This window comes from Salinispora mooreana (genome assembly GCF_000379065.1).
Taxonomy (GTDB): Bacteria; Actinomycetota; Actinomycetes; order Mycobacteriales; family Micromonosporaceae; genus Micromonospora; species Micromonospora mooreana.
Genome location: NZ_KB900614.1, coordinates 1,347,272 through 1,371,426, shown reverse-complemented (window position 1 = coordinate 1,371,426; position 24,155 = coordinate 1,347,272). Strand labels below are relative to the sequence as shown.

Annotated in this window: 23 protein-coding genes and 1 riboswitch; of the genes, 18 read left to right on the top strand and 5 right to left on the bottom strand. The window is 70.7% G+C overall.

What is annotated here, in order from left to right:
* Positions 1–17: 17 nt before the first annotated feature.
* The 9 genes from hemL (at position 18) to SALPAC6_RS0106495 (ending at position 9,236) form a co-directional block, all read left to right on the top strand.
* Entirely contained in the window at positions 18–1,355 is a 1,338-nt protein-coding gene (gene hemL, locus SALPAC6_RS0106535; protein WP_018252622.1) for a glutamate-1-semialdehyde 2,1-aminomutase, read from the top strand.
* Positions 1,355–2,008 (top strand): histidine phosphatase family protein, encoded by a 654-nt coding sequence (locus tag SALPAC6_RS0106530; protein ID WP_018252621.1) that lies wholly within the window; start codon positions 1,355–1,357, stop codon positions 2,006–2,008. Before hemL ends, SALPAC6_RS0106530 begins: the two co-directional genes overlap by 1 nt.
* The gene (locus tag SALPAC6_RS0106525; RefSeq protein ID WP_018252620.1) at positions 2,008–2,583 is read left to right on the top strand and encodes a TlpA family protein disulfide reductase; all 576 of its coding nucleotides are present in this window, start codon (positions 2,008–2,010) and stop codon (positions 2,581–2,583) included. Before SALPAC6_RS0106530 ends, SALPAC6_RS0106525 begins: the two co-directional genes overlap by 1 nt.
* On the top strand, positions 2,583–3,440 hold the full coding sequence (locus SALPAC6_RS0106520) for a cytochrome c biogenesis CcdA family protein (protein ID WP_018252619.1): 858 nt from the start codon (positions 2,583–2,585) through the stop codon (positions 3,438–3,440). Before SALPAC6_RS0106525 ends, SALPAC6_RS0106520 begins: the two co-directional genes overlap by 1 nt.
* Positions 3,440–5,077, top strand: a complete 1,638-nt coding sequence (gene resB / locus SALPAC6_RS0106515; RefSeq protein ID WP_018252618.1) for a cytochrome c biogenesis protein ResB — start codon at positions 3,440–3,442, stop codon at positions 5,075–5,077. Before SALPAC6_RS0106520 ends, resB begins: the two co-directional genes overlap by 1 nt.
* Complete coding sequence (gene ccsB, locus SALPAC6_RS0106510) at positions 5,077–6,054, top strand: c-type cytochrome biogenesis protein CcsB (RefSeq protein WP_018252617.1); 978 nt, start codon at positions 5,077–5,079, stop codon at positions 6,052–6,054. The genes resB and ccsB overlap by 1 nt, the downstream gene beginning before the upstream one ends.
* A gap of 85 nt (positions 6,055–6,139) precedes the next feature.
* On the top strand, positions 6,140–7,600 hold the full coding sequence (locus SALPAC6_RS0106505) for a menaquinone biosynthesis decarboxylase (RefSeq protein ID WP_018252616.1): 1,461 nt from the start codon (positions 6,140–6,142) through the stop codon (positions 7,598–7,600).
* Positions 7,600–8,550 carry a menaquinone biosynthesis prenyltransferase MqnP gene (gene mqnP / locus SALPAC6_RS0106500; protein ID WP_018252615.1) on the top strand — a complete coding sequence of 317 codons (951 nt, stop codon included), beginning with the start codon at positions 7,600–7,602 and terminating at the stop codon, positions 8,548–8,550. The genes SALPAC6_RS0106505 and mqnP overlap by 1 nt, the downstream gene beginning before the upstream one ends.
* A 56-nt stretch (positions 8,551–8,606) precedes the next feature.
* Entirely contained in the window at positions 8,607–9,236 is a 630-nt protein-coding gene (locus SALPAC6_RS0106495) for a UbiX family flavin prenyltransferase (protein WP_018252614.1), read from the top strand.
* Positions 9,237–9,294: 58 nt separating this feature from the next.
* On the opposite strand, the gene SALPAC6_RS27260 is transcribed toward SALPAC6_RS0106495, so the two are convergent.
* Complete coding sequence (locus tag SALPAC6_RS27260) at positions 9,295–9,561, bottom strand: BldC family transcriptional regulator (RefSeq protein WP_026189369.1); 267 nt, start codon at positions 9,559–9,561, stop codon at positions 9,295–9,297.
* Between the two features lie 271 nt (positions 9,562–9,832).
* Between SALPAC6_RS27260 and SALPAC6_RS0106485 the strand changes: the two genes are divergently transcribed.
* Positions 9,833–10,291: an Lrp/AsnC family transcriptional regulator gene (locus tag SALPAC6_RS0106485; RefSeq protein WP_018252613.1), complete on the top strand. Its 459-nt coding sequence runs from the start codon at positions 9,833–9,835 to the stop codon at positions 10,289–10,291.
* A 79-nt stretch (positions 10,292–10,370) separates the two neighbouring features.
* Entirely contained in the window at positions 10,371–11,471 is a 1,101-nt protein-coding gene (locus tag SALPAC6_RS0106480; protein WP_026189368.1) for an L-cysteine desulfhydrase Cds1, read from the top strand.
* Between the two features lie 38 nt (positions 11,472–11,509).
* Here the strand turns inward: SALPAC6_RS0106480 and SALPAC6_RS0106475 are convergent, their stop codons facing one another.
* The 3 genes from SALPAC6_RS0106475 to SALPAC6_RS0106465 form a co-directional block, all read right to left on the bottom strand.
* Positions 11,510–12,895, bottom strand: a complete 1,386-nt coding sequence (locus SALPAC6_RS0106475; RefSeq protein ID WP_018252611.1) for a DEAD/DEAH box helicase — start codon at positions 12,893–12,895, stop codon at positions 11,510–11,512.
* 197 nt (positions 12,896–13,092) lie between these two features.
* A complete protein-coding gene (locus tag SALPAC6_RS29935) occupies positions 13,093–14,073 on the bottom strand; it encodes a hypothetical protein (protein WP_223874401.1) in 981 nt (326 codons plus the stop codon).
* A gap of 200 nt (positions 14,074–14,273) precedes the next feature.
* A complete protein-coding gene (locus SALPAC6_RS0106465) occupies positions 14,274–15,827 on the bottom strand; it encodes a C40 family peptidase (protein ID WP_018252610.1) in 1,554 nt (517 codons plus the stop codon).
* Positions 15,828–16,093: 266 nt separating this feature from the next.
* Here SALPAC6_RS0106465 and mqnE point away from each other — a divergent pair, with 266 nt between their 5' ends.
* From mqnE to SALPAC6_RS0106430, 7 genes are all read left to right on the top strand, one after another.
* Positions 16,094–17,263 carry an aminofutalosine synthase MqnE gene (gene mqnE / locus SALPAC6_RS0106460; RefSeq protein ID WP_018252609.1) on the top strand — a complete coding sequence of 390 codons (1,170 nt, stop codon included), beginning with the start codon at positions 16,094–16,096 and terminating at the stop codon, positions 17,261–17,263.
* Positions 17,264–17,300: 37 nt separating this feature from the next.
* Positions 17,301–17,723, top strand: coding sequence for a hypothetical protein (locus tag SALPAC6_RS0106455; RefSeq protein WP_018252608.1), 423 nt, complete (start codon positions 17,301–17,303; stop codon positions 17,721–17,723).
* 35 nt (positions 17,724–17,758) lie between these two features.
* Positions 17,759–18,052 carry a DUF4229 domain-containing protein gene (locus SALPAC6_RS0106450; RefSeq protein ID WP_018252607.1) on the top strand — a complete coding sequence of 98 codons (294 nt, stop codon included), beginning with the start codon at positions 17,759–17,761 and terminating at the stop codon, positions 18,050–18,052.
* 116 nt (positions 18,053–18,168) lie between these two features.
* Positions 18,169–20,049, top strand: a complete 1,881-nt coding sequence (locus SALPAC6_RS0106445) for a M14 family metallopeptidase (protein ID WP_018252606.1) — start codon at positions 18,169–18,171, stop codon at positions 20,047–20,049.
* A 61-nt stretch (positions 20,050–20,110) separates the two neighbouring features.
* A riboswitch (cobalamin riboswitch) is annotated at positions 20,111–20,256 on the top strand.
* Positions 20,257–20,337: 81 nt separating this feature from the next.
* Positions 20,338–21,276, top strand: a complete 939-nt coding sequence (locus SALPAC6_RS0106440; RefSeq protein WP_018252605.1) for an ABC transporter substrate-binding protein — start codon at positions 20,338–20,340, stop codon at positions 21,274–21,276.
* Positions 21,277–21,309: 33 nt separating this feature from the next.
* Positions 21,310–22,398, top strand: coding sequence for a FecCD family ABC transporter permease (locus SALPAC6_RS0106435; RefSeq protein ID WP_018252604.1), 1,089 nt, complete (start codon positions 21,310–21,312; stop codon positions 22,396–22,398).
* Positions 22,395–23,204, top strand: a complete 810-nt coding sequence (locus SALPAC6_RS0106430) for an ABC transporter ATP-binding protein (RefSeq protein WP_026189365.1) — start codon at positions 22,395–22,397, stop codon at positions 23,202–23,204. The genes SALPAC6_RS0106435 and SALPAC6_RS0106430 overlap by 4 nt, the downstream gene beginning before the upstream one ends.
* Positions 23,205–23,231: 27 nt before the next feature.
* Here the strand turns inward: SALPAC6_RS0106430 and SALPAC6_RS0106425 are convergent, their stop codons facing one another.
* Positions 23,232–23,990, bottom strand: a complete 759-nt coding sequence (locus SALPAC6_RS0106425) for a VOC family protein (RefSeq protein ID WP_018252602.1) — start codon at positions 23,988–23,990, stop codon at positions 23,232–23,234.
* Positions 23,991–24,155: the final 165 nt, after the last annotated feature.

Genomic DNA, 24,155 nt, shown 5'->3' with positions numbered 1-24,155 from the left:
GCCACAATGGCGACATCGTGACCGACGTCTTTCCTGCCGGATCCGGCCGCTACCCGGCCGCCGCGCCGGCCTCCGAGGCCCTGTTCGACCGCGCCTGCGCCCTCGTGCCCGGCGGGGTGAACTCCCCTGTCCGCGCGTTCCGTGCCGTCGGTGGCACCCCGCGCTTCATCGTTCGGGGGGAGGGGCCGTGGCTCTACGACGCCGACGGGCGGCGCTACGTCGACCTGGTCTGCTCGTGGGGCCCCATGATCCTCGGGCACGCCCACCCTGCGGTGGTGGAGGCGCTACGCTCCGCCGCCGCGCTCGGCACGAGCTTCGGCGCTCCGACTCCGGGTGAGGTGGAGCTGGCAGCGGAGATCGTTGACCGCGTACCCATCGAGCAGGTACGACTGGTCAACTCGGGGACCGAGGCGACCATGTCGGCGATCCGGCTGGCCCGGGGCTACACCGGCCGTACCCGGATCATCAAGTTCGCCGGCTGCTACCACGGGCATTCGGACGCGTTGCTCGCCGCCGCCGGTTCCGGCGTCGCCACCCTTGGTCTGCCCGACTCGCCGGGCGTAACCGGTGCGGCGGCCGGGGAGACGATCGTGCTGCCGTACAACGACCTCGCCGCCGTCGAGGCGGTCTTCGCCGCCGAGGGCCCGCAGATCGCCGCGGTGATCACCGAGTCCGCCGCCGGCAACATGGGCGTGGTCGCGCCCCGCGACAACTTCAACCAGCGACTCGCCACCCTCGCCCACGCGAACGGTGCGCTGCTGATCGTTGACGAGGTCATGACCGGCTTCCGGGTCTCCCGCGCCGGCTGGCACGGCCTTGACCCCTGTGCCGCCGACCTCTGGACCTACGGCAAGGTCATGGGGGGCGGCCTGCCCGCCGCCGCCTTCGGCGGGCGAGCGGAGATCATGTCCCAGCTGGCTCCGGCCGGTCCGGTCTACCAGGCCGGCACCCTCTCCGGTAACCCGCTCGCCTGCGCCGCCGGGCTCGCCACGCTGCGGCTCGCTGACGACGCCCTCTATCGCCGGCTGGACGAGACGGCCGCCGTCGTGGGCCGGCTCGCCGGTGAGGCGCTCACCACCGCCGGAGTGCCGCACCGGTTGTCCTCCGCCGGCAACATGTTCTCGATATTCTTCACCGACGCCGACGTCTTCGACTACGCCACCGCGAGTGCCCAGCAGGTGCCCGCGTTCAAGGCGTTCTTCCACGCGATGCTGGCGGCCGGCGTCTACCTGCCGCCGAGCGCCTTCGAGTCCTGGTTCGTCTCGGCGGCGATCGACGACGCCGCCCTGGAGCAGATCGCCGCGGCGCTGCCAGCAGCGGCGGCGGCAGCAGCCGCGGCAGGTCACGGGGGGTAGTGACGGTGAGTAAGACTGTGGTCCACGTGCTGCGGCACGGCGAGGTGCACAACCCGGAGGGCATCCTCTACGGGCGGCTGCCGGGCTTCCGCCTGTCGGAGTTGGGCGTGCAGATGGCGAAGGCCGCGGCGCAGGGCCTCGCCGAGCGGGAGGTGGTGCACGTCGTCGCCAGTCCGCTGGAGCGTGCCCAGCAGACCGCCGAGCCGATCGCCGCGCAGTTCGGGCTCCCGATCGGGGTCGACGAGCGGTTGATCGAGAGCGCGAACTGGTTCGAGGGCAAGAAGGTCTCGCCGGGCGACGGTTCGTTCCGCGACCCGCGCAACTGGTGGGTGCTGCGGGATCCGGTCACCCCCTCCTGGGGTGAGGCGTACCGGGCCATCGCGGAGCGAATGTTCGCCGCGCTACAGGCCGCCCGGGAGGCTGCGCAGGGGCGGGAGGCGGTGCTCGTCTCCCACCAGCTGCCGATCTGGACGCTGCGTCGGTTCGTCGAGCGTAAGCGCCTCTGGCACGACCCGCGAAAGCGGCAGTGTGGGCTGGCCAGCCTTACCACCTTTCACTTCGAGGGGTCGAAGGTGGCCGGGATCGGCTACACCGAGCCGGCCGCCCACCTGGTCGCGATGTCGTCGACGGCTCGGACGGCCAAGGGGGCCTGATGACTGTCCGGCGGTGGTCTGCCAGCCTGCTCGCCACCATGGTCGCGGTGGCGCTCGCCGCCTGCGCCACCCCGGACTGGGGGAAGGCCTGTGACACCAACTCCGACGGCGTGATCGAATGCGCCCCGGATCAGCGTTCCGCCGCGCCCGAGCTCGCCGGCGAGCTGCTCGACGGGGGTAGCTACGACGTGGCGCAGGACCGTGGGCAGGTCGTGGTGGTCAATTTCTGGGGCTCGTGGTGCGCGCCCTGCCGGGCGGAGGCCGATGACCTGGAGGCCACTTACCAGGCCACCAAGGGCGCGGGGGTGACCTTCCTCGGCATCAACGTGCAGGACAGCCGGGACAAGGCGATCGCCTTCGAGGAGGGCCGGGTCACCTACCCGAGTATCTTCGATCCCGGCAGCCGACTGGCGTTGGAGCTGGAGGTCCCACCGAACACCATCCCGGCGACGGTCGTGCTGGACCGGGACGGGCGGATCGCGGCGGTGATCCGGGCCGCTGTCAGGCAGGAGGGGCTCCAACCGATCGTCGAGCGGGTCGCCGCGGAGTCACCCGATCCGACCGGCGACCTCTGATGGGCGAGACGTTCCGGGAGATCGCGCAGTCCGGCCCACTACTACTCGCCGTCGGCGCGGCGGCGCTGGCCGGGCTGGTCAGTTTTCTGTCGCCGTGCGTCCTGCCGCTGATGCCCGGCTACCTCTCCTACGTGACCGGCCTGGCCGGCGCCGATCTGGAAGGCCGGGGAGCGGGCGACGACTCCCGCCGCACGTCGCCGATGGCAGCGAACGACGCGGGTGCCGTCGCCGGGGCAGTCGCGGTGCGGGAGCGGACCGCCCGGGTGGTGACCGCTGCCGTCAAGGGCCGGGTGCTCGCCGGCACGCTGTTGTTCATCGGCGGCTTCACCGCCGTCTTCACCGCCACCGCGGTCCTGGTCACCACGGTCGGCCAGGTCTTCTTCGCCTACGAGCGGACGCTCGAGATCGTCATCGGCGGCGTGGTGGTGCTGCTCGGACTGGGTTATCTCGGCGTGGTCCCGGGGCTGCAGCGCGAGCTGCGCATCCAACGACTGCCGGCCGCCGGGCTGCTCGGCGCGCCCGTGCTCGGCGCGGTCTTCGCGCTCAGCTGGCTGCCCTGCACCGGCCCGACCCTCGGCGCGGTGATGGGCATGGCCCTCGTCGAGGGGCAGACCAACCGGGCGGTGGTGCTGGCCGTGGCGTACTGCCTCGGGCTGGGGGTGCCGTTTGTCCTCTTCGGGCTGGGCTTCCACCGCCTACTCGGGGTCTTCCAGGCGGTACGTCGCAACAGCCGGTGGGTCACCCGGATCGGTGGTGGGCTGCTGATCCTGATCGGCCTCGCGCTCATCACCGGTGGGTGGACCAGCTTCGTGACCCTGCTGCAGACCACCTTCGGTACGGGGCAGGTAAGCATCTGATGACGGTCACCGACGACCGGCCGGCGCCGCCGGCCGAGACCCCCCGGCGCCGCCCCAACCGGGTACTGGCGCTGCTGCGTAACTCGTGGCGGCAGCTCACCAGCATGCGTACGGCGCTGGTGCTGCTCTTCCTGCTGGCGATCGCCGCGATTCCCGGGTCGGTTCTGCCGCAGCGTGGCGTCAACCCCGAGGACGTCCGGGACTACTTCGTCGCGTACCCCGATCTGGCGCCGGTGCTGGACCGGCTCGGTGCCTTCGACGCGTTCAGCTCGGTCTGGTTCTCCGCGATCTACCTGTTGCTCTTCACCTCGCTGGTCGGTTGCATCACGCCCCGGCTGCGCGACCACGTCCGCGCCCTGCGGTCCAAGCCCCCGGCGGCGCCGAAGCGGCTGGACCGGTTGCCCCAGCACACCGTGTTCGCGGTCCCGGCCGGTGGCGCGCCGGCGATCGCCGCCGTGCTGCGTCGGCACCGCTGGCGGGTGGAGGTACGCGGCGACGAGGTGTCCGCCGAGAAGGGCTACCTGAAGGAGACCGGCAACCTGCTCTTCCACGCCTCGATGGTGGTGGTGCTCATCGGGGTCGCCCTCGGCTCCTGGTACGGCTGGAGTGGTAACCGGGTCCTGGTCGCCGGAGCGGACAACGCCTTCTGCAACACGCAGCAGCAGTACGCCGAGACGTCGTTCGGCCCCCAGGTGGACGGTGCCGATCTGCCCCGGTTCTGCCTGCAACTGGACGACTTCGAGGCGAGGTTCCTGGAGTCCAACGGCCAACCGGAGTTCTTCAACGCGAAGGTGACCGTGGACGAGAACGGTGGCACCCCCCGCTCGGCGGAGTTCTCGGTGAACTCGCCGCTGCGGCTGGACGGGGCGAACGTCTACCTGCTCGGTCACGGGTACGCCCCGGTGGTCCGGTACACCGACCGGTTCGGGCGGAGCCAGACCAGCCCGAACCCCTTCCTGAGCACCGGGGACATCGGCCTGACCGGGGAGGGGCTGGCGGCTTTTCCGGACGCGAACGTGGACCCGGCCACCGGTGAGCGGGACCCGGAGCTCCAGCTGGCCTTCACCGGGCTGTACCTGCCCACCGCCCCACAGGAGGCTCCGTTCGTCCGGTCGGAGTTCCCGACCGAGCGCAATCCGCTGCTCAATCTCGTCGCGTACCGGGGCAATCTGGGCCTGGATGCCGGTATTCCCGGCTCGGTGTACGAGCTGGACCAGCGGCAGGTTGACGCCGGCCGGGTCAAGGAGGTCGGCACCAAGCTGCTCCGCCTCGGTGAGGTCTGGACCCTGGATGACGGCACCACGCTGGAGTTCCTGGGCACCGAGCCGTACATCGTCCTGTCCGTGCGGCACGACCCCGGCTCGACGCTGCTGTTGGTCAGCTCCGGCACGCTGCTGCTGGGCCTGATGGGCTCACTCTTCGGCCGTCGGCGGCGGGTCTTCTTCCGGGCACGCCCGGCTGACCCCGCAGACGAATCTTCGACGCCCGGTAGTAGTTTGGTCGAGGCCGGTGGTCTGCCGCGCGTTGACCATCCCGGCTTCGCCGAGGAGTTCACCCGGCTCGTGGCAGCGGTCAGCGGAGCCGGGCGCCGGGTCGATCCTGATGGCCAGGCCGGAGCGCGAGTAGGAGCCGAGTGATGTCCGTACTCTCCGACCAGCTGGTGACCTTCTCGATCCTGGCCTACCTGGTCGCGATGGTCGTGCACGCTGTCGAGTACGCGCTGGGCAACGCCCGCGTTCGCGTCGGCCCGCCCGCCCGCGAGCTGGTCGGTGCCGGGGTCGGGGCGGCCGGCGGTGCGGGCTCCGGGCCGGAGCCGACGGTCCGCGCTGCCACCACCGCCCAGCGGACCGCCGCCCGCGCCCGCGCGGCCGGCCTGGGCGCCGTCGCCGTGACCGTGGTGGCCGCTCTGCTGCACCTCGGTGCGCTGATCGCCCGCGGGGTCGCCGCCGACCGGATGCCCTGGGGCAACATGTACGAGTTCGTCCTGACGGTCTCCTTCATCGGGGTCGCCAGTTGGTTCGTCGTGCTCTGGAAGCGCCCCACGCTGCGTCGGCTCGGGCTGTTCCTGACGCTGGTGATGGTGCTGCTGGTGGCCACCGCCGAGCTGCTGCTCTACACCCCGATCGTGCCGTTGGTGCCGGCGCTCAACTCGTACTGGTTCATCATCCACGTCGCCACGATCGTCTTCAGCTCCGGCATCTTCCTGCTCGGCGTGGTGCCGGCGTGCGCCTACCTGATGCGGGCCGGCTACGAACAGGGCCGGCGCAGCTTCCCCTACCTGTTGGCGAAGCGCATGCCGGCCGCGGCGGCCCTGGAGCGGCTGACCTTCGTGCTGCACGCCTTCTCGTTCCCGATCTTCACCTTCGCGGTGATCGCCGGCGCGATCTGGGCCGAGGCGGCGTGGGGTCGGGCGTGGGGCTGGGACCCGAAGGAGACCTGGGCCTTCATCTCCTGGGTGGTGTACGCCGGATACCTGCACGCCCGCGCCACCCCGAGCGTCAAACGAAACGTGGCCACCTGGCTCGCAGTGCTGGGTTTCCTCACCGTGATGATGAACCTCTTCGGCGTGAACATCTTCTTCGAGGGGCTGCACTCCTACGGCGGCCTCGACTGACCCGTCAGCGCGACACCGTGCTCGAGGCCCCTTTCCCGCACCCCGGCTGGGGTGGTATGCCGGGCGGTGGGGGAGACTTGTGGGTATGGCGGCTCGTGGCTTTCCGTACTCCGATCTGAAGGACTTCCTCGCGGCGCTGGAGCGCGCGGGTGAGCTGAGGCGGGTGGACGTTCCGGTCGATCCGTCGCTGGAGTTGAGTGAGATCGTCAGCCGGACGGTTCGCGCCGGGGGCCCGGCGCTGGTGTTCGAGCAGCCGACCCGGGGCGAGATGCCGGTGGCGATCAACCTGTTCGGCACCGAGCAGCGGATGGCGATGGCGCTCGGCGTCGAGTCGCTGGACGAGATCGGGGCGCGGATCGGTGCGCTGGTGCGACCGGAGCTGCCGGTCGGCTGGACCGGGATCCGGGAGGGCCTCGGCAAGGTTATGCAGCTCAAGTCGGTGCCGCCGCGCAAGGTGAAGACGGCCCCCTGTCAGCAGGTGGTGTACCGGGGCGACGACGTTGATCTGAACCGGCTGCCCGGCCTGCAGATGTGGCCCGGCGACGGCGGTGTCTTTCACAACTTCGGGTTGACCCACACCAAGCACCCCGAGACTGGCGCCCGCAACCTCGGCCTCTACCGACTTCAGCAACACAGCCGGAACACGCTGGGCATGCACTGGCAGATCCACAAGGACTCCACCGCCCATCACGCGGTCGCGGAGCGGCTCGGCCAGCGGCTGCCGGTCGCCATCGCCATCGGCTGCGACCCGGTGATCTCGTATGCCGCCAGCGCCCCACTCCCCGGCGATATCGACGAATATCTGTTCGCGGGCTTCCTGCGGGGGGAGCGGGTCGAGATGGTCGACTGCCTGACCGTTCCACTCCAGGTGCCGGCGCGCGCCCAGGTGGTGCTTGAGGGCTACCTGGAGCCTGGTGAGCGGCTGCCTGAGGGGCCGTTCGGGGACCACACCGGCTACTACACGCCGGTCGAGCCGTTTCCGGTCCTGCACGTCGAGACAATGACCATGCAGCGCAACCCGGTCTACCACTCGATCGTCACCTCGAAGCCGCCGCAGGAGGACCACGGTCTGGGCAAGGCCACCGAGCGGATCTTCCAGCCGCTGCTCAAGCTGCTTATCCCGGATATCGTTGACTACGACCTGCCGGCTGCCGGGGTCTTCCACAACTGCGCGATCGTGTCGATCCGGAAGCGCTACCCGAAGCACGCGCAGAAGGTGATGAGCGCGATCTGGGGTGCGCACCTGATGTCGATGACCAAGCTGATTGTGATCGTGGACGAGGACTGCGACGTCCACGACTACAACGAGGTCGCGTTCCGGGCCTTCGGCAACGTGGACTACGCCCGGGACCTGCTGCTCACCGAAGGCCCGGTGGACCACCTGGACCACGCCTCGTACCAGCAGTTCTGGGGTGGTAAGGCCGGCGTTGACGCCACCCGCAAGCTTCCCGGCGAGGGCTACACCCGGGGCTGGCCCGAGGAGATGACCATGTCGCCCGAGGTGGTGTCGCTGGTTGACAAGCGCTGGAAGGAGTACGGCATCTGATGTCCGGTTCCTCCCATCCGCGGGACCTCGCCGTCTCGGTCCCCGCCGCATCGGCCAGCGCGGACTCGCGCGGGCGGGCCCGGGCGTTTCTCGACCTCGTGGCGATCGAGCACTCCGTCTTCGCGCTGCCCTTCGCCTACCTGTCCGCCCTGACCGCGATGCAGGTCAACGGCGGTCACGTGCGCTGGCTCGACCTGTTACTGATCACCGTGGCGATGGTCGGAGCGCGGACGTTCGCGATGGCCGCCAACCGCATCCTGGACCGGCGGATCGACGCGCTGAACCCGCGCACCGCCAACCGGGAACTGGTGACCGGGGCGGTCAGCCTGCATACGGCCTGGGCCGGCGCGGGCGTCGCCCTGGCGGTCTTCCTGGTCGCCGCCGCGCTGCTCAACCCCCTCTGTCTGGCGCTGGCGCCGCTCGCGGTCGTGCCGTTGGTCGGCTACCCGTACGCCAAGCGGTTCACCAACTGGCCGCACGCGGTCCTGGCGGTGGCGCAGGCGGTCGGCCCAGTCGGCGCGTGGCTCGCGGTGACCGGTACCTTCGCCGGCTCCGGGCCGGCCTGGCTGCTCGGCGTGGCGGTCGGGCTGTGGATCGGTGGGTTCGACCTGATCTACGCCTGTCAGGACGCCGAGGTGGACCGGGAGATCGGCGTGCACAGCGTTCCGGCCCGGTACGGGCTGCGTTTCGCGCTGCACGCGTCCACCGTCGCGCACGTGGCGACCTTCGTGCTCTTCGTCTGGTTCGGCACCGTGGTCGGCTTCGGCTGGCTCTGGTGGATCGGGCTGGCACTGACCGCGGTCGCCTTCGCCTACCAACACGTGGTGGTGAGCCCGACCGACCTGAGCCGGGTCAACCGGGCCTTCTTCACCGCGAACGGCTTCGTCGGTATCGCACTCTTCGGCTTCGCCCTGCTTGACCTGGTGGTACGCCTCGGGCTGCGGCCCTGACCCCGGGAACCGGGGGCGCCCGTCGGCGGTCGAGGGCGACCAGGCACGCTGGGACCATGCGTGAACCATGGGTGGTCGGCGTCTCCGGAGCCTCCGGCACGCCGTACGCGGCTGCGGTCCTGCGGGCCCTGCTCGACGCGGGCGAAGCCGTTGATCTGATCGTGTCCCGGGCGGCCCGGCTGACCATCCTGGACGAGACCGGGCGGTCGTTTCGCGACGGGCACTGGGCGGAGGACCTCGCCGCCTGGCTGGGGCGCGACCTGAGCGGAGCTGATCTTCGGCACTGGTCGGCCGGCGATCTCGCCGCTGGGCCGAGCAGCGGTTCCTACCGGGCGCGCGGGATGGCGGTCGTCCCGGCGAGTACGGCGGCCTGCGCCGGGATCTCCATCGGGCTCTCCAAGGACCTGTTGCAACGCGCCGCCGAGGTCAACCTCAAGGAGCGCCGCCCGGTGGTCGTCGTGCCCCGTGAGACACCGGTGACCCGGAGCCACCTGGAGCACTTGATCGCGTTGCACGACGCTGGTGCGGTGGTGCTCCCCGCCAGCCCCGGTTTCTACGGGGCGGGAGCGGAGGCCTCCGCCGCCCAGCTGGTCGACTTCGTCGCCGGGAAGGTGCTGGACGCCCTGGGTGTGCCGCACACGCTCTTTCGCCGCTGGGCGGGTGAGTTGGGAGCGGCGCGCTCCTGAGCTGGGTGGGGCGTGGCGCCGGCGTGGAACGGGTGGCGATCACCCGCCGGCCACCACCTCAGTACATCCCGGCGTTGGCGGGGCCAGGGCCGGTCGGGGCGGCAGGGCCGGTATTGCGCGGCCGTTCTGTCTCCTCCGCCTCGTCCAGCATTCCTTCGCCCTCGAGTAGGGCCCGGACTTCGGATTCCCGAAATCGGCGATGCCCGCCCGGAGTTCGAATGCTGCCTATCCGGCCAGCCGCCGCCCACCTGGTCACAGTCTTCGGATCAACCCGAAACAGCGCGGCGACCTCACCCGGTGTCAGCAGGCGATCTCCAGTGTCCACAGCCCCCTCCTCGCATCGACGAAGCCCCCGGCTGAACACACTGCCCCCGGCCGGTGCGAGCCCAGAGCCGTCATGAGGGACGTATGGCAATTACAGCACCGGCGACCAGTCGTGTCCGCCAAACGCGAGAAAAGCACTGATCAGGAGGTTAGGCAATGGTACCCGTAGCTGTGCCCCGTTGCGGTTGGTTCGTCAACAATGGCAGGGCGCGGGGTCGATCATCGGGACCGGACGCCCGCGGGCGGGTCAGTGCTATTAGGGTCTACAGTCCGTGGATGCGATCGATCTGAACATCATCGAACTGCTGCGGGGCAACGCCCGTCTCTCGTACGCCGAGCTCGCCCGCCAGGTGGGCCTCTCGGCACCGGCAGTGCATGAGCGGGTCGGCAAGCTGGAGTCCAGTGGAGTTATCCGTGCGTACCGAGCCGAGATCGAGCCGGAGAGTATCGGGCTGGGCGTGACCGCCCTGATCGAGATCATTGAGGAGTCCGCCGCGGACACCGACGACGTGCTGGAGTCGTTCCGCGCCATTCCGGAGATTGAGTCCTGCTACTTCATGGCCGGCGTGGAGTCGTTCCTGCTCAAAGCGAGGGTCGGCACCATCGGGGAGCTGGAGGCGCTGATCGTACGGTTGAACCGTACCCCCGGCGTCGCCTCTACCCGTACCGGGATCGCGCTATCGACCAAGTGGGAGAACCGCCCCCAGCCCGTCGGTACGCCGCCGGCCTGACCGGGCCCGTTGACCGCCCGGTGGGGTGCGGTCGCTGCGCGTGGGCCAGGATCAGGCCGCGCCGGCCCGGCTTGCTAGGTTGCTGGGCGTGACTCATCTGGACCGATGCGACGAGGCGATCCGGGGGTGGGTGACCGAGGCGATTGCCGCCGTCGAGGCGGACGCCAACCGGTCCGCCGACACCCACCTGTTGCCGTTCCCCCTGCCCCGGCAGTGGGGAATCGACCTCTACCTCAAGGACGAGTCGGTGCACCCGACCGGCTCGCTGAAGCACCGGCTGGCTCGCTCCCTGTTCCTCTACGGGCTCTGCAACGGGTGGATCGGCCCGGGCACCACGATCGTGGAGGCGTCCTCTGGATCGACGGCGGTCTCCGAGGCGTACTTCGCCCGGATGCTGGGGCTGCCGTTTATCGCGGTGATGCCGGCGTCCACCTCGCCGGAGAAGATCGCGAAGATCGAGTTCCAGGAGGGGCGCTGCCACCTGGTGGACGACCCGGCCAAGGTGGTCGTCGAAGCACGGTGGCTGGCCGAGGACACGGGCGGCCACTTCATGGACCAGTTCACGTACGCCGAGCGGGCCACTGACTGGCGGGGTAACAACAACATCGCCGAGTCGATCTTTTCGCAGCTAGCGTTGGAGCGGCATCCGGTGCCGGCGTGGGTCGTGGTCGGCGCCGGCACCGGCGGCACCAGCGCAACGATCGGCCGATACACGCGTTTCCGTCGGCTGCCCACGAAGCTTTGCGTGGTGGACCCGGAGAACTCGGCGTTCTATCCGGCCTGGCAGGCCTCCGACTGGTCGGTGTGCACCGGCCGCGGCTCGCGAATCGAGGGCATCGGGCGACCGACGGTGGAGGCATCCTTCCTGCCGTCGGTGGTGGACCGGATGGTGCAGGTGCCCGACGCCGCCTCGTTGGCCGCGATGCGGGCCGGCTCCGCAGTGCTCGGCCGCCGGCTCGGTGGCTCGACCGGCACCAACCTCTGGGGTGCCTTCGGCCTGATCGCCGGCCTGCTCGCGGAGGGGAAGACCGGCTCGGTGGCCACCCTGATCTGCGACGCCGGGGACCGCTACGGCGACACCTACTACGCCGACGACTGGGTGGCCGCCCAGGGGCTCGACCTCTCCCCCCACCTGGCGACCATCGAGCGGTTTCTGGCCACCGGCGCCTGGCCGGCCTGAGGAACAGCCTCAGGCCGGGCCAGTAGGTGCCGGCCGGGTCAGTGGGTGCCCGCGGCCGGCCGTCCGCCGAACCGTCGATCTCCCGACCGCCGCTCCGGCCGGCCCTCCGCCGGCCGGAGCGGATGGCGGCGATCACCGGAACGCCCCGATTCGCCGCGGCGGTGCCGGTCCGGGAACCGGCGAGCCCCGTCTGGCCGGCCCGCCCGTCGGCGCGGCTCGGGCTCGTCCCGAACGGGTACGCCGCTCGGTTCCCGGGCTCCGGTCAGCTCGGCCAGCGCTGGGTCGCCGGCTCGCACCCGGGTCTGTGCCGGGGCCACACCCGCCTTCTCCAGCATGGCGAGGGTGCCACGGCGTTGCTTCGGCAGCGCCAGAGTCGCCACCGCACCGGTCTCGCCTGCCCGTGCGGTCCGCCCCGCCCGGTGCAGGTAGTCCTTCGGATCCTTCGGCGGGTCAACGTGTAGCACCAGCGAGACACCGTCAACGTGGATGCCGCGGGCGGCCACGTCGGTGGCGACCAGGACATTCGTCCGGCCTTCCCGGAACTCGGCCAGGGTGCGGGTGCGCATCCGCTGCGTCTTGCCGCCGTGCAGGCCGCCGGCGCGTACCCCGACCGCCGCGAGTTGCCCCACCAGCCGGTCCACACCGAGTTGGGTCCGGGCGAAGACCATCGTCCGCCCCTCCCGGGCCGCGATCGACGCGACGACCGAGAACTTGTCGTGTGGTGGGATCAGCAGCAGGTGATGATCCATTGTTGCCACCGCTGCCGTCGGTGGCGCGGTCGAGTGGGTGACCGGGTCGGTCATGAAGCGCCGCACCAGCGCGTCCACGTCTCGGTCCAGGGTGGCCGAGAAGAGGAGCCGCTGCGCGTCGGCGGGGGTCTTCGCCAGAAGTTCGGTGACCTCGGGCAGGAATCCCATGTCGGCCATCTGGTCCGCCTCGTCCAGCACGGTGACCTCGATGTCGTCGAGGCGGCAGACACCCCGCTCAATGAGGTCAGCGAGCCGGCCAGGTGTGGCCACCAGCACCTCGACGCCACGGCGTAGGGCACTGATCTGCCGGTCGTAGGGCACTCCGCCGACCGCGGTCCGCAGGAATACGCCGATCGCCCGGCCCAGCGGGAACAGGGCGTCGCTGACCTGCATAGCCAGCTCCCGAGTCGGCACCAGTACGAGCGCGCGCGGGTGTCGGGGGCGGGCCCGTTCCCCGGCGGCCAGCCGGGCGAGCAGGGGGAGGCCGAACGCCAGCGTCTTTCCGGAGCCGGTCTGGCCGCGGCCGAGGACATCCCGGCCGGCGAGCGCATCCGGCATGGTGGCGCGCTGGATTTCGAACGGAGTGGTGATCCCCTGTCGGGCCAACGCCCGGACCAAGGGTTGGGGCAGGCCGAGCGCGGCGAAGTCGACGAGTTCGGGGGCGGACGGGGGCATACCAGGGTCGATCGACGTGGTCAAGAATGGCCTTTCGAGTGGGGCGCATCTTCGCGATGGCCGCCGCGGCGGAGTGCCGCCGGATCACCCGCAAGATCGCCCATGGGCGCGCGGCGAGGCGCGCCAGGTCAGTTTCCGCGCCAGTGTACGGCGATGCCACACCGCGCCGTGCACCCGCCGTGGCGCAGTGGGCGGGCTCACCCGCTCGACAGGCTCTCGAACGCCCCGTCCAGCGCATTGTTGGCGATGAGGACGACCACCACGCCGATCGCCACCAGTAGGGCGAGCGAGGCGGCCAGGGCGACCAGCACCCGGGTATTGCTGGAACGCTGCTCGGTCGACGTCTCCGCCCAGCCCTGGGCGAGAATGTGCCTGGTCAGGGAGCCCGAGTTCTCCACCGGGTTGACCGGGAAAGCGACGGTGGACAGGCCCGACCCGTCACCGTAGAGGGTGCCCAGGTCACCCTCCTGCGGGTTGTGGCGCCCGGCGCCCGACCGTTGCTGGTGGCCGGTTGTGGGGATGACCTGGGTGTTGGCGGATGAGGCCGTGGGTGGGTGCTGGTGGCCGGTTGTGGGGATGACCTGGGTGTTGGCGGATGAGGCCGTGGGTGGGTGCTGGTGGCCGGTTGTGGGGATGACCTGGGTGCTGGCGGATGAGGCCGTGGGCGGTAGTGACTCCGTGCGGAACCCGGAGAACGGCGATGTCGTGATGCGCGGGGTGGGGAACGAGCCGGACGCGGGGGCGCTGGCGTCCCCGGATGGCCCGGTGTTGCCGCCGGAGGTGATCGGCGGTGGTGGGAACGGGGACGTCGGTGCCGGGTCGGTTGGCGCAGGTGCCGGCGGCCCGGGTGGCGCCGGGGCAGGGGGCGCCGGGGTCGGGGGTGCCGGCTGCGGTCGGATCGGACCCGGCGGGTGTGGGCCGGGGGCCGGGGGCGGCGGCGGCTCAGGCGCAGGTGGGGTCGGGTCCGGAACGGACGGCTCGGGTGGCTGCACCGGCTCGGGTGGCTGCACCGGCTCGGGTGGCTGTACGGGCTCGGGTGGCTGTACGGGCTCGGGTGGTCGCACCGGCTCGGGCTCCCTGGGGCCAGCCTGGTGGTAGATCCGGGCCTCCCCGGTCGCCGACCGAATAACCGTCGTGTCGGCGGCGGATGAGTCCACCGGGTCGTTCTGCTCGGCCATGTTCGCCCTCCGCGCCGTGCTCGCACCCGGACTCGTGTCACCCGAGCCGGGAATGCCTGGTCTCACCGTGCCACATTCCGTCCAGGGAGCACAGCCGGAGCAGGGCTACCCCGCCGGTTGTCGCGTCACCTCAGGATGCCCAAAGTCTGCGGCCCTGCTCCTAGGAGATCAGGACGGCAGGTCGGAGCGGTCTCGCCGGGCTACGGCAGGAATGAGCTGCCGGCCGTCGAGGGCGACGGGCGTTCGGTCGGTTCCGCCGAGGATGAGGTGATGGGGGGCGGGGTATCGGTCGGTTCTGCCGAGAGTGAGGTGGTGGGGGGCGGGGTGTTGCTCGGGCTGGTGGTGGGGGGCGGGCTGCTGGTCGGGGGCGCCGAGGGGGAAGTGGTGGGGAACGGGGTGTTGCTCGGGCTGGTCGTGGGGGACGGGGAGTCGGTCGGCGGCGCCGAGTGCGACGGGGTGCTCGTGGCCGAGGGGGATGGTGACGGCGCCGGGGGCGGTGTCGGCTTCGGGGTGGGCGATGCGGTTGGCGTGGGTGTGGGCGTGGTCGATGCGGGGACGCCGTCGATCACTCGCGTCGCCGCGTAGAGGCGCGACCAGGTCACAGTTGAAATCTTGACCACGTCACCGCTGCTCGGGGCGTGGATCATCCGCCCGCCGCCGATGTACATGCCGATGTGGTGGATGCTGGTCCAGCTCGATCCGGAGGCGAAGAAGAGCAGGTCACCGGGGAGCAGGCCGGTCCGGGGAACGGTGCGGTGCCGGGTCGCGTAGTACTGGTCGCGGGAGACCCGGGGCAGGTTGCGGTAGCCGGCCGAGCGGTAGGCGGCCCAGATCAGGCCCGAGCAGTCGAATCGGTCCGGCCCCTCGGCCGCCCAGAGGTACGGGTCGCCGAGCTGGTCGATCGCGTAGGCGACCGCCGCGCGGGCGGTGGGGTGCGCGGAGAGCCCGTTCGCTGTCTCGTTGGCGACCCACTGCGCGCCGAGCGCCTGCTCCGCCGCCTCCTGCTGACGCTCCAGCTCCAGCAGGAGGGCGTCGTTGTCCTGGCGGAGAGTGGCGAGCTTCGCCTTCTCGCTGCGCAGCGACTGCTCAGTGCTGGCGTAGGTGGTGTCGATGGAGCGTGCCCGGGACTGCGCCGCCGTCCACTCCCGCCGCGCGGCCTGCTCGTCGGAGCGGGCCCGGTTGAGCTCCCGGGTCGCCGCGGTGGTTTCCCGGCCCGCGACCTTCTCTCCCCGGGCAAGGCCGGAGAGCTCATTCAGATCCTGGAGATCGTCGGCGAAGGGCGCCGGTGGCAACGCGGCCGCCGCCTTGATCGCGTCGGCGGCCGCGGCATCGGCTCGCGACTGGGCTTTGGCCAGCGCGGTCAGGGCCGTGTTCAGCTCCCGTTCGGCGGCGATGAGCCGCGCCTCCGCCTCGGCGCGTTGCTGCTTCAGCAGGAGCAGTTCGTCGCTCAGCTGACCGATGCGGGCCTCGGCCGCATAGATCTGGGTGGCGAGCGGTCCGTTGATGAGGTTGTTGACCGGCGTTGACCCAGACGGGGCGAGCGGTCCGCCGCCGGGCAGGCTCAGCGGGCCGGACAGGACCGGTCGGGCGCCGCTGTCGGGCACGGTGTTGGGCAGTGACGGATCGGCGTAGACCGGCGCGCTGAGCGCCCCGGCGGCGATGAGGCCCAGCAACGCGGACCAGAGCTTCGGGCGGAGCACCGGTGAGATCACCGGGCGTCGTCGAGGTCGCCGTCCGTAGCTGCTGTCGCCCATTCCGCTCCTTGTCTGGGTCAATCCGTGCATTGGGTGCACACGGTGTCCGGACGCTACCAGTGGTGTGTCGCGTCCGGCCCCACCCTGTCCTATCGCACGCGGGCAGCAGTGTCGATGTGTGGTCGGGTTACGAGTAGCTGAGAATTCGGATAGCGGCGACGGGGAGAGCGGTGAGGTTTGTCGCGGCGCACCGCCCGCGCTGACCGCGGGTTCGCCGTCCCACGTAGGCTCGATCGGGACCACAGGCGGAAGGGACGGGGCTGGAGATGGACGCCGGACTCAAGCGCGAGCTCGAAGCGAAGGTGTACGCCGGCGAGCGGCTGACCCGCGCGGACGGGATCGCCCTCTACGAGAGTGACGACCTGACCTGGCTGGGTCGGCTTGCGCACCACCGGCGGACCGAACTGAACGGCGACCGGGTGATGTTCAACGTCAACCGGCACCTGAACCTGACCAACGTCTGTAGCGCCAGCTGTGCGTACTGTTCGTTCCAGCGCAAGCCGGGCGAGAAGGACGCGTACACGATGCGGATTGACGAGGCGGTCCGCAAGGCCAAGGAGATGGAGGACGAGCAGCTCACCGAGCTGCACATCGTCAACGGGCTGCACCCCACCCTGCCGTGGCGCTACTACCCGAAGGTGCTCCGTGAGCTGAAGGCGGCGCTGCCGAACGTCCGGCTCAAGGCGTTCACCGCGACCGAGGTGCAGTGGTTCGAGAAGATCAGCGGCCTGAGCGCCGACGAGATCCTGGACGAGCTGATGGACGCCGGTCTGGAGTCGTTGACCGGCGGCGGCGCGGAGATCTTCGACTGGGATGTGCGGCAGCACATCGTTGACCACGCCTGCCACTGGGAGGACTGGTCCCGCATCCACCGGCTGGCGCACAACAAGGGCATGAAGACCCCGTCAACCATGCTGTACGGGCACATCGAGGAGCCCCGGCACCGGGTTGACCACGTGCTGCGCCTGCGGGAGCTGCAGGACGAGACCAACGGCTTCGTGGTCTTCATCCCGCTGCGCTACCAGCATGACTTCGTTGACTCGGCGGACGGCAAGATCCGTAACCAGATCCAGGCGCGGACCACGATGGCCTCGCCGGCGGAGTCGCTGAAGACGTACGCGGTGTCCCGGCTGCTCTTCGACAACGTCCCGCACGTGAAGTGCTTCTGGGTGATGCACGGGCTCTCGGTGGCCCAGCTGTCGCTGAACTTCGGCGTGGACGACCTGGACGGCTCGGTGGTCGAATACAAGATCACCCATGATGCCGACTCGTACGGTACGCCGAACACCATGCACCGGGCTGACCTGTTGGACCTGATCTGGGATGCCGGGTTCCGCCCGGTCGAGCGCAACACCCGGTACGACGTCGTGCGCGAGTACGACGCCGCGCCCTCACTCGCCGAGCGCCGCGCCCAGCCGCAGCAGGTGTGGGCCTGATCGTGCTGGTCGGCGGTTCGCGTACCCTCGTAGGGCCATGACCGAGCAGCGCAACAAAATTCCCCGGCGAGACGCCGAGGGGCGCGTGCTGACCCTGGGCGACCTGCTCGGGGTGAGCCTGGCCGGCTGGGTCTTCGGGGTGCTCGCGTTGGTGGCACTGGACTGGGGTTTCACCTCGCTCAGTTCGGGGGAGTTCGGGCAGGCCAACGGGTGGTTGGCGGTGATCCTGCCGGCCTGGCTCTACTGGGATGACTTCCGCGCCTGGGGGTTCGGCGCCGCCCGGGTGGTGGCGGGCCTGGTAGCCGGGGCCATGGGGCTGACCCTCGGCCTGGTGGTGGCCGGCCTCACCACTGACCTGTTGCCGGTGGTCTCCGGCGGGTTGGGTGCGGCGGCCTTCACGGTGGGGTACGCGGTGGTGTGGTTCCACGGCGTGCGGTGGCTCGCCCGGAGGGCGGGCTGAGGCCGCCGGCCGATGGCGGAGAACGGAGTACGGAGATGAGCGCGGCGGTCAAGTACACGCTGGGCCGGATCGGGCTGTTTGTCGTCGTGCTGGCGGCCCTGTGGTTCGTGGAGTTGAATCTCTTCATCAAGCTGATGGTGGCGCTGATCTTCTCGGCGGCGCTCTCCTTCTTCCTGCTGCGTCCGTGGCGGGAGGAGATGGCCGAGGAGATGGCCGCCGCCGCAGAGCGGCGGCGCGCGGAGAAGGAGCGACTGCGCTCCGCACTGGCCGGCGAGGACGACGCCGGGACGGACTCGGCGGAGCAGGGCGGCGACGCGCCGAAGTCCTGACCTCCGGATCACCGCTTAATTTATACATGGAAGAATATTGATATGACCATGCGCTGAGTGGTGGAGTGTGCGGTACCAGGCGGGAAAGGTTTCCCGCGCTCATCAGGAGGTTGTCCATGGCCTTCCGCACCCCCACCCTTCGCCGCCGCCTCGCGTTCGTCGTCGCCGCGGGGTTCGGCCTGCTCACCTTCGCGGCGCCACCGGTCTCCGCGAACACCACGTCGGAGCCCACCGGTGAGTCGGCCGCCGTCCAGTACCGGGTGCTCGGCCCGCGTACCGTGACCGACCGCAGCGCGGTCGCCAGCACCGGCGCCGCGATCGACTACTCCGAGCACGGCGTCCTGCACGTCTCCGCCACCGCCGCCGAGGCCGCCGCGATCACCCGGCTGGGCTTCGAACTGGAGGAGGTGCCGGTAGCCCCCACCCACCACGATCACGATCACGGGGACGTCGGCATCTTCGACTTCCCGCCCGCCGACTCCGACTACCACAACTACGCCGAGCTGACGGCGGTGGTGAACCAGGTGGTGGCGGACCACCCCAGCATCGCGCGGAAGATCAGCATCGGCACCTCGTACGAGGGCCGGGACCTGATGGCGGTGAAGATCTCCGACAACGTCGGGACCGACGAGGACGAACCAGAGATCCTCTTCAACTCCCAGCAGCACGCCCGGGAGCACCTGACCGTGGAGATGGCGATCTATCTGCTCAACCTCTTCACCGACAACTACGGCAGCGACTCCCGGGTCACCAACGTGGTCAACAGCCGGGAGTTGTGGATCGTGCCGACCGTGAACCCGGACGGCAGCGAGTACGACATCGCCACCGGCTCGTACCGGTCGTGGCGGAAGAACCGGCAGCCGAACAGCGGCTCGTCCTGGGTCGGCACCGACCTGAACCGCAACTGGGACTACCTCTGGGGCTGCTGCGGCGGCTCCTCCGGCTCCACCTCGTCGAGCACCTACCGGGGCCCGTCGCCCTTCTCCGCCCCGGAGACCGATGCGGTGCGCGACTTTGTTGACAGCCGGGTCGTAGGCGGAGCCCAGCAGATCAAGGCCAACATCGACTTCCACACCTACTCCGAGCTGGTGCTCTGGCCGTTCGGCTACACATACAGCAACACCGCCCCGGGGATGACGGCCGACCAGTACAACACCTTCGCCACCATCGGCGGGCAGATGGCGGCCACCAACGGCTACACCCCGCAGCAGTCCAGCGACCTCTACATCACCGACGGCAGCAGCATCGACTGGATGTGGGGAGAGCACGGGATCTGGGCATACACCTTCGAGCTCTACCCCGGCTCCGCCGCGGGGGGTGGCTTCTACCCACCCGATGAGGTGATCCCGGCGGAGACCGCCCGCAACCGCGAAGCGGTGCTGCTCCTCTCCGAGTACGCCGACTGCCCGTACCGGGCGATCGGCAAGGAGGACCAGTACTGCGACGGTGGCGGCGGCGGGGAGACGGTCTGGGCGGACACCTTCGAGACCACGACCGGCTGGACCATTGACCCCGACGGCACCGACACCGCCACCACCGGCCAGTGGGAGCGGGGCGCCGCCCAGGCGACCAGCTACTCCGGTGCCAAGCAGCTCACCCCGTACGCGGGCAGTAACGACCTGGTCACCGGTCGGCTCGCCGGCTCCTCGGCGGGCACCCACGACATCGACGGCGGCGTGACCAGCGCCCGCTCCCCAGCGGTGGCCCTGCCGTCGAGCGGCACGCTGACGCTCTCGTTGGCCTGGTACCTGGCGCACTACTCGAACGCCTCCTCCGCCGACTACCTCCGGGTCAGCGTCGTGCACAGCGGCGGCACCACCACCCTGCTCAACCAGGCCGGGGCGGCGACCAACCGCAGCGCCTCCTGGTCAGTGGCCAACCTCGACCTGACGCCGTATGCCGGCCAGTCGATCCAGATCCAGGTGGCGGCGGCGGACGCCTCCGGCGGAAGCCTCGTCGAGGCAGCAGTCGACAACGTCACCATCACTGTTTCCTGACTCCGGGTGGGGGCCCTGTCCCTGGGCCCCCACCCCACCTCGTCACACGTCTGCGGCCAACTCCGGGCTCCGGCCCGACCGTGCGCTACCGTGCTACCGACCATCCCGCAGCGAAGCCGGTGGGAAACCGGCGCTGTCCCGCAACTGTGATGCCCCGGGCTTGTCCCGGAGACGAGTCAGGTCGCCTGCGGTCGGTCGCGATACGCGCTCTCGAGGAAGGGCGCCTCGTGGACGGGCACCTCGGTCCCTGTCGGCGAAGCACCAACTCCTCGACCGACAGGAGGCCCGATGTCCAGACGTACCCCCCGGTTCTTCACCGCGGCCCTCGCGGTGGCCGCGCTCGCGCTCGGCGGCTGTGCCGAGAACACCACCAACTCCCCCGCAGCCGACGACGGCGCGAAGAGCGCCGCGACCTTCCCGGTAACCGTCGGCTCGCTGACGCTGGAAGAGCAGCCGGAGAAGATCGTCTCGCTGTCGGCGGCCGCCACCGAGATGCTCTTCGCGATCGGGGCGGGGCCGCAGGTCGTCGCGGTCGATGACAACTCCAACTATCCGGCGGAGGCACCGCAGACCGATCTCTCCGGCTTCCAGCCGAACGCCGAGGCGATCGCCGCCCACAACCCCGACCTGGTGCTGCTCTCCAACGACCAGAACAAGATCGTGGACCAGCTCACCACGCTGAAGATCCCGGTCTTCCTCACCCCGGCGGCGGTCACGCTGGACGACACCTATCGGCAGCTCACCGAGGTGGGCGCGCTGACCGGGCACCCCGCCGAGGCCGCCGACGTGGTCAGCCAGATGCGGGACGACATCGCGGAGTTGGTCGCCGACCTGCCCCAGCGGGCGGAGAAGCTGACCTACTTCCACGAGCTCAGCCCCGAGCTGTACACCGCCACCAGCAAGACCTTCATCGGCTCGCTCTACGCGCTCGCCGGGCTCGAGAACATCGCCGACCCGGCCGACGCGGACGGCGCGAGCGGCGGCTACCCGCAGCTCTCCGAGGAGATCATCGTCCAGGCCAACCCGGATTTCGTCTTCCTCGCCGACACCAAGTGCTGCCAGCAGAGCATCGCGTCGGTCCAGGCCCGACCCGGCTGGGCGACGCTCACCGCCGTACAGGAGAACCAGGTCGTCGCGCTCGACGACGACATCGCCTCCCGGTGGGGCCCGCGCGTCGTTGACCTGCTCCGCACGATCATCGAGGCGACCGCCAAGGTCCCCGCGTGACGCTGGACCGGCGGCAGTAGCAGAGGCCTTCCCATGCGGCAGGTGGTAGCCCAGCGCCCCTCCCTCCGGGCGGCCACGGCTCGGCCAGCCGGGCTGCGGCCCGGCTGGCTCGTCGCCGGGCTGGCCGCGGTCCTGGCCGCCCTGGTGGCGGGCGTCTCCCTCGGCCCGGTCAGCCTGCCGCCCGGCAGCGTCGCGGTCGAGCTACTGAACCTCCTCCCCGGGGTCGGCCTCGACAGCGGGCTCACCGAGCGGGAGATCGCCATCGTCACCGAGCTGCGCCTGCCCCGGGCCGTACTCGGCCTGCTCGTCGGCGGCTTGCTCGCCCTGGCCGGTGGCGCCTACCAGGGCGTGTTCCGTAACCCGCTGGCCGACCCGTACCTGCTCGGGGTCGCGGCCGGCGCCGGGTTCGCGGTCACCGTGGTGATCACCGCTGGTGGGGTCGGCGGGGCGATCACCGGGCTGCCGGTCACCATCCCGCTGGCCGCGTTCGTCGGCGCGATCGGCGCGGTCACGCTGACCTACCTGCTCGGCTCCGCCGGTGGCCGAAGCCGATCACCGGCGACCCTGATCCTGGCCGGGGTGGCGGTCTCCGCCTTCCTCTCCGCCGGACAGACGTACCTGCTGCAACGCAACTCAGACAGCATCCAACAGGTCTATGCCTGGCTGCTCGGGCGGCTCGCCACCGCCGGCTGGCACGATGTGTGGCTGGTCCTGCCGTACTTCCTGCTGACCGCCGTGGTGGTCCTGCTGCACCGGCGGGAGCTGGACGTCCTCTCGGTCGGCGACGACGAGGCGACCAGCCTGGGCCTGCACCCGCAACGGTCTCGCTACCTGCTGATCGCCGCCGCCTCCCTCGGCACCGCCGCGGCGGTCTCCGCGTCCGGGCTGATCGGCTTCGTCGGAATCATCGTGCCGCACGCCGTACGACTGCTCGCCGGCTCCAGCTACCGGGTGATCCTGCCGCTGTCGATGCTCTTCGGCGGGGCGTTCCTGGCGCTGACCGACGTGGTCGCCCGTACCGTCGCCGCCCCCGAGGAGATCCCGATCGGCGTGGTGACCGCCCTGCTCGGCGGCCCGTTCTTCGTCCTGGTACTGCGGAGCGCCCGGCGGGTGCTGGGATGAGCGCACCTGCGGTGGCGGTACGCGACCTGCGGGTCCGGCTGGCCGGCGTACCCATCCTCACCGGGGTCGACCTGAGCGTCGCCGCCGGCGAGTGGGTGACCGTGATCGGCCCGAACGGCGCCGGCAAGTCAACGCTGCTGCGCGCCGTCGGCGGCCTGCTGCCCACCGCGGGCGCGGTCTCCCTCTTCGGTACGCCGATCCAGCAGCTGCGTCGCCGGGACCGGGCCCGGGTGGTGGCGACGGTCGCCCAGTCGCCGGTGGTGCCGGCCGGGATGTCGGTCCTGGACTACGTGCTGCTCGGCCGCACCCCGTACATCGCGCCGCTCGGCCGGGAGTCCACCGCCGACCTGGCCGCCGCACACGATGTCCTGGACCGGCTGGACCTCACCGGATTCCAATCCCGGGAACTGGCCACCCTCTCCGGTGGTGAGCGGCAGCGGGTCTTCCTGGCCCGAGCCTTCGCCCAGGGGGCTACCCTGCTCCTGCTCGACGAACCGACCAGCGCGCTGGACATCGGCCACCAACAGGATGTCCTTGAACTGGTCGACCAGCTCCGCCGGGCGCATGGCCTGACCGTGGTGGCGACCATGCACGATCTCTCCATCGCCGGCGAGTACGCCGATCGGATGGTGCTCCTCGCGGACGGTCACGTGGCGGCCGTCGGCACCCCCCGGGAGGTGCTCACGACGGAGCTGCTGGCTCGCCACTACCGCGCCACGGTGAAGGTGATCGACGGCGAGCACGGCCCACTGGTGGTACCCGTCCGCCCCGCCTCTGCGCCCGACGGGGTGCTGGGCCGGTGCTGACCGCCACCCGGGCAGGGGTGCTGGAGGTCAGGGCGGGGCGATCGCGTTGAAGAGGGCACCCTGTGGGTCGCGCAGGGCCGTGCAGCGACCGGCCGCGGTGTCGCGGGGCGGCACCAGGATCGCCCCGCCCAGGGCGGCGGCCCGGGCGGCGGTCGCGTCCACGTCCGCCACCCCGAAGTACACCGACCAGTACGCGGGCGCACCGGCCGGGTACTCGCCGAGCGGCTCGGTCATCCCGGCGACGATCTGGCTGCCGAGGCGCCAGCCGGTGTGCCCGGCCGAACCGGTCGGCGGCTCGTCCGGCTGCCAGCCGAAGACCAGTTCGTAGAAGACCTTCGCGCCCTCCGGGTCGGGGGTGACCAGTTCGGTCCAGCTCATCGCCCCCGGTACCCCGAAGACCTCGCCGCCGGGCATCGTCAACGGCTGCCACACACACAGCGTCGCGCCCGCCGGGTCGCTCAACACCGCCATCCGACCCCGGTCGAACACGTCGAAGGGGGGCACCACGAGTTGCCCGCCGGCCTCATCGACCCGCGCGGCCACCAGGTCGGCGTCGTCCGCGGCGACGTAGATCGACCAGATCGGTACCTGCTCGGGAACGGCCGGCGGCCCGGCACCCGCCACCGCCTGACCATGGCGGAGGAAGTCGGTGTAGCCCCCCGCCTCGGGCTCCGGCGCGATCCGCCCGGTCCAGCCGAACAACTCCGGGTAGAAGCGGCGCGCGTCGGTGAGGTCCGGCGTGGCCAGGTCGGCCCAGCAGGGGGTGCCCGCCGGAACGATGCCCACGTCAACCCCTCTCGTCCGGGGCGGCCACTGCGGTCCGCCCCGACCCGCATGCTGGCACTGCCGCAGCCCGTCCGATGGGAAACGCGGAAGCGTCAACTCTAAGAGGTGACTCGGCGGTTGCCTGTGCCGCTAGTCCGGCGTGCCCCACGCCGACGCCCAGCAACT

Bases quoted from the DNA above. Each gene is read 5' to 3' on its own strand.
- SALPAC6_RS0106465 (WP_018252610.1), bottom strand. From the start codon at position 15,827: ATGGGCGACAGCAGCTACGGACGGCGACCTCGACGACGCCCGGTGATC.
- SALPAC6_RS0106445 (WP_018252606.1), top strand. From the start codon at position 18,169: ATGGCCTTCCGCACCCCCACCCTTCGCCGCCGCCTCGCGTTCGTCGTC.
- SALPAC6_RS0106440 (WP_018252605.1), top strand. From the start codon at position 20,338: ATGTCCAGACGTACCCCCCGGTTCTTCACCGCGGCCCTCGCGGTGGCC.
- SALPAC6_RS0106435 (WP_018252604.1), top strand. From the start codon at position 21,310: ATGCGGCAGGTGGTAGCCCAGCGCCCCTCCCTCCGGGCGGCCACGGCT.
- resB (WP_018252618.1), top strand. From the start codon at position 3,440: ATGACGGTCACCGACGACCGGCCGGCGCCGCCGGCCGAGACCCCCCGG.
- SALPAC6_RS0106505 (WP_018252616.1), top strand. From the start codon at position 6,140: ATGGCGGCTCGTGGCTTTCCGTACTCCGATCTGAAGGACTTCCTCGCG.
- ccsB (WP_018252617.1), top strand. From the start codon at position 5,077: ATGTCCGTACTCTCCGACCAGCTGGTGACCTTCTCGATCCTGGCCTAC.
- SALPAC6_RS0106520 (WP_018252619.1), top strand. From the start codon at position 2,583: ATGGGCGAGACGTTCCGGGAGATCGCGCAGTCCGGCCCACTACTACTC.
- SALPAC6_RS0106525 (WP_018252620.1), top strand. From the start codon at position 2,008: ATGACTGTCCGGCGGTGGTCTGCCAGCCTGCTCGCCACCATGGTCGCG.
- SALPAC6_RS0106495 (WP_018252614.1), top strand. From the start codon at position 8,607: ATGCGTGAACCATGGGTGGTCGGCGTCTCCGGAGCCTCCGGCACGCCG.
- mqnE (WP_018252609.1), top strand. From the start codon at position 16,094: ATGGACGCCGGACTCAAGCGCGAGCTCGAAGCGAAGGTGTACGCCGGC.
- SALPAC6_RS0106450 (WP_018252607.1), top strand. From the start codon at position 17,759: ATGAGCGCGGCGGTCAAGTACACGCTGGGCCGGATCGGGCTGTTTGTC.
- SALPAC6_RS0106475 (WP_018252611.1), bottom strand. From the start codon at position 12,895: ATGCCCCCGTCCGCCCCCGAACTCGTCGACTTCGCCGCGCTCGGCCTG.
- SALPAC6_RS0106455 (WP_018252608.1), top strand. From the start codon at position 17,301: ATGACCGAGCAGCGCAACAAAATTCCCCGGCGAGACGCCGAGGGGCGC.
- SALPAC6_RS29935 (WP_223874401.1), bottom strand. From the start codon at position 14,073: ATGGCCGAGCAGAACGACCCGGTGGACTCATCCGCCGCCGACACGACG.
- SALPAC6_RS0106430 (WP_026189365.1), top strand. From the start codon at position 22,395: ATGAGCGCACCTGCGGTGGCGGTACGCGACCTGCGGGTCCGGCTGGCC.
- mqnP (WP_018252615.1), top strand. From the start codon at position 7,600: ATGTCCGGTTCCTCCCATCCGCGGGACCTCGCCGTCTCGGTCCCCGCC.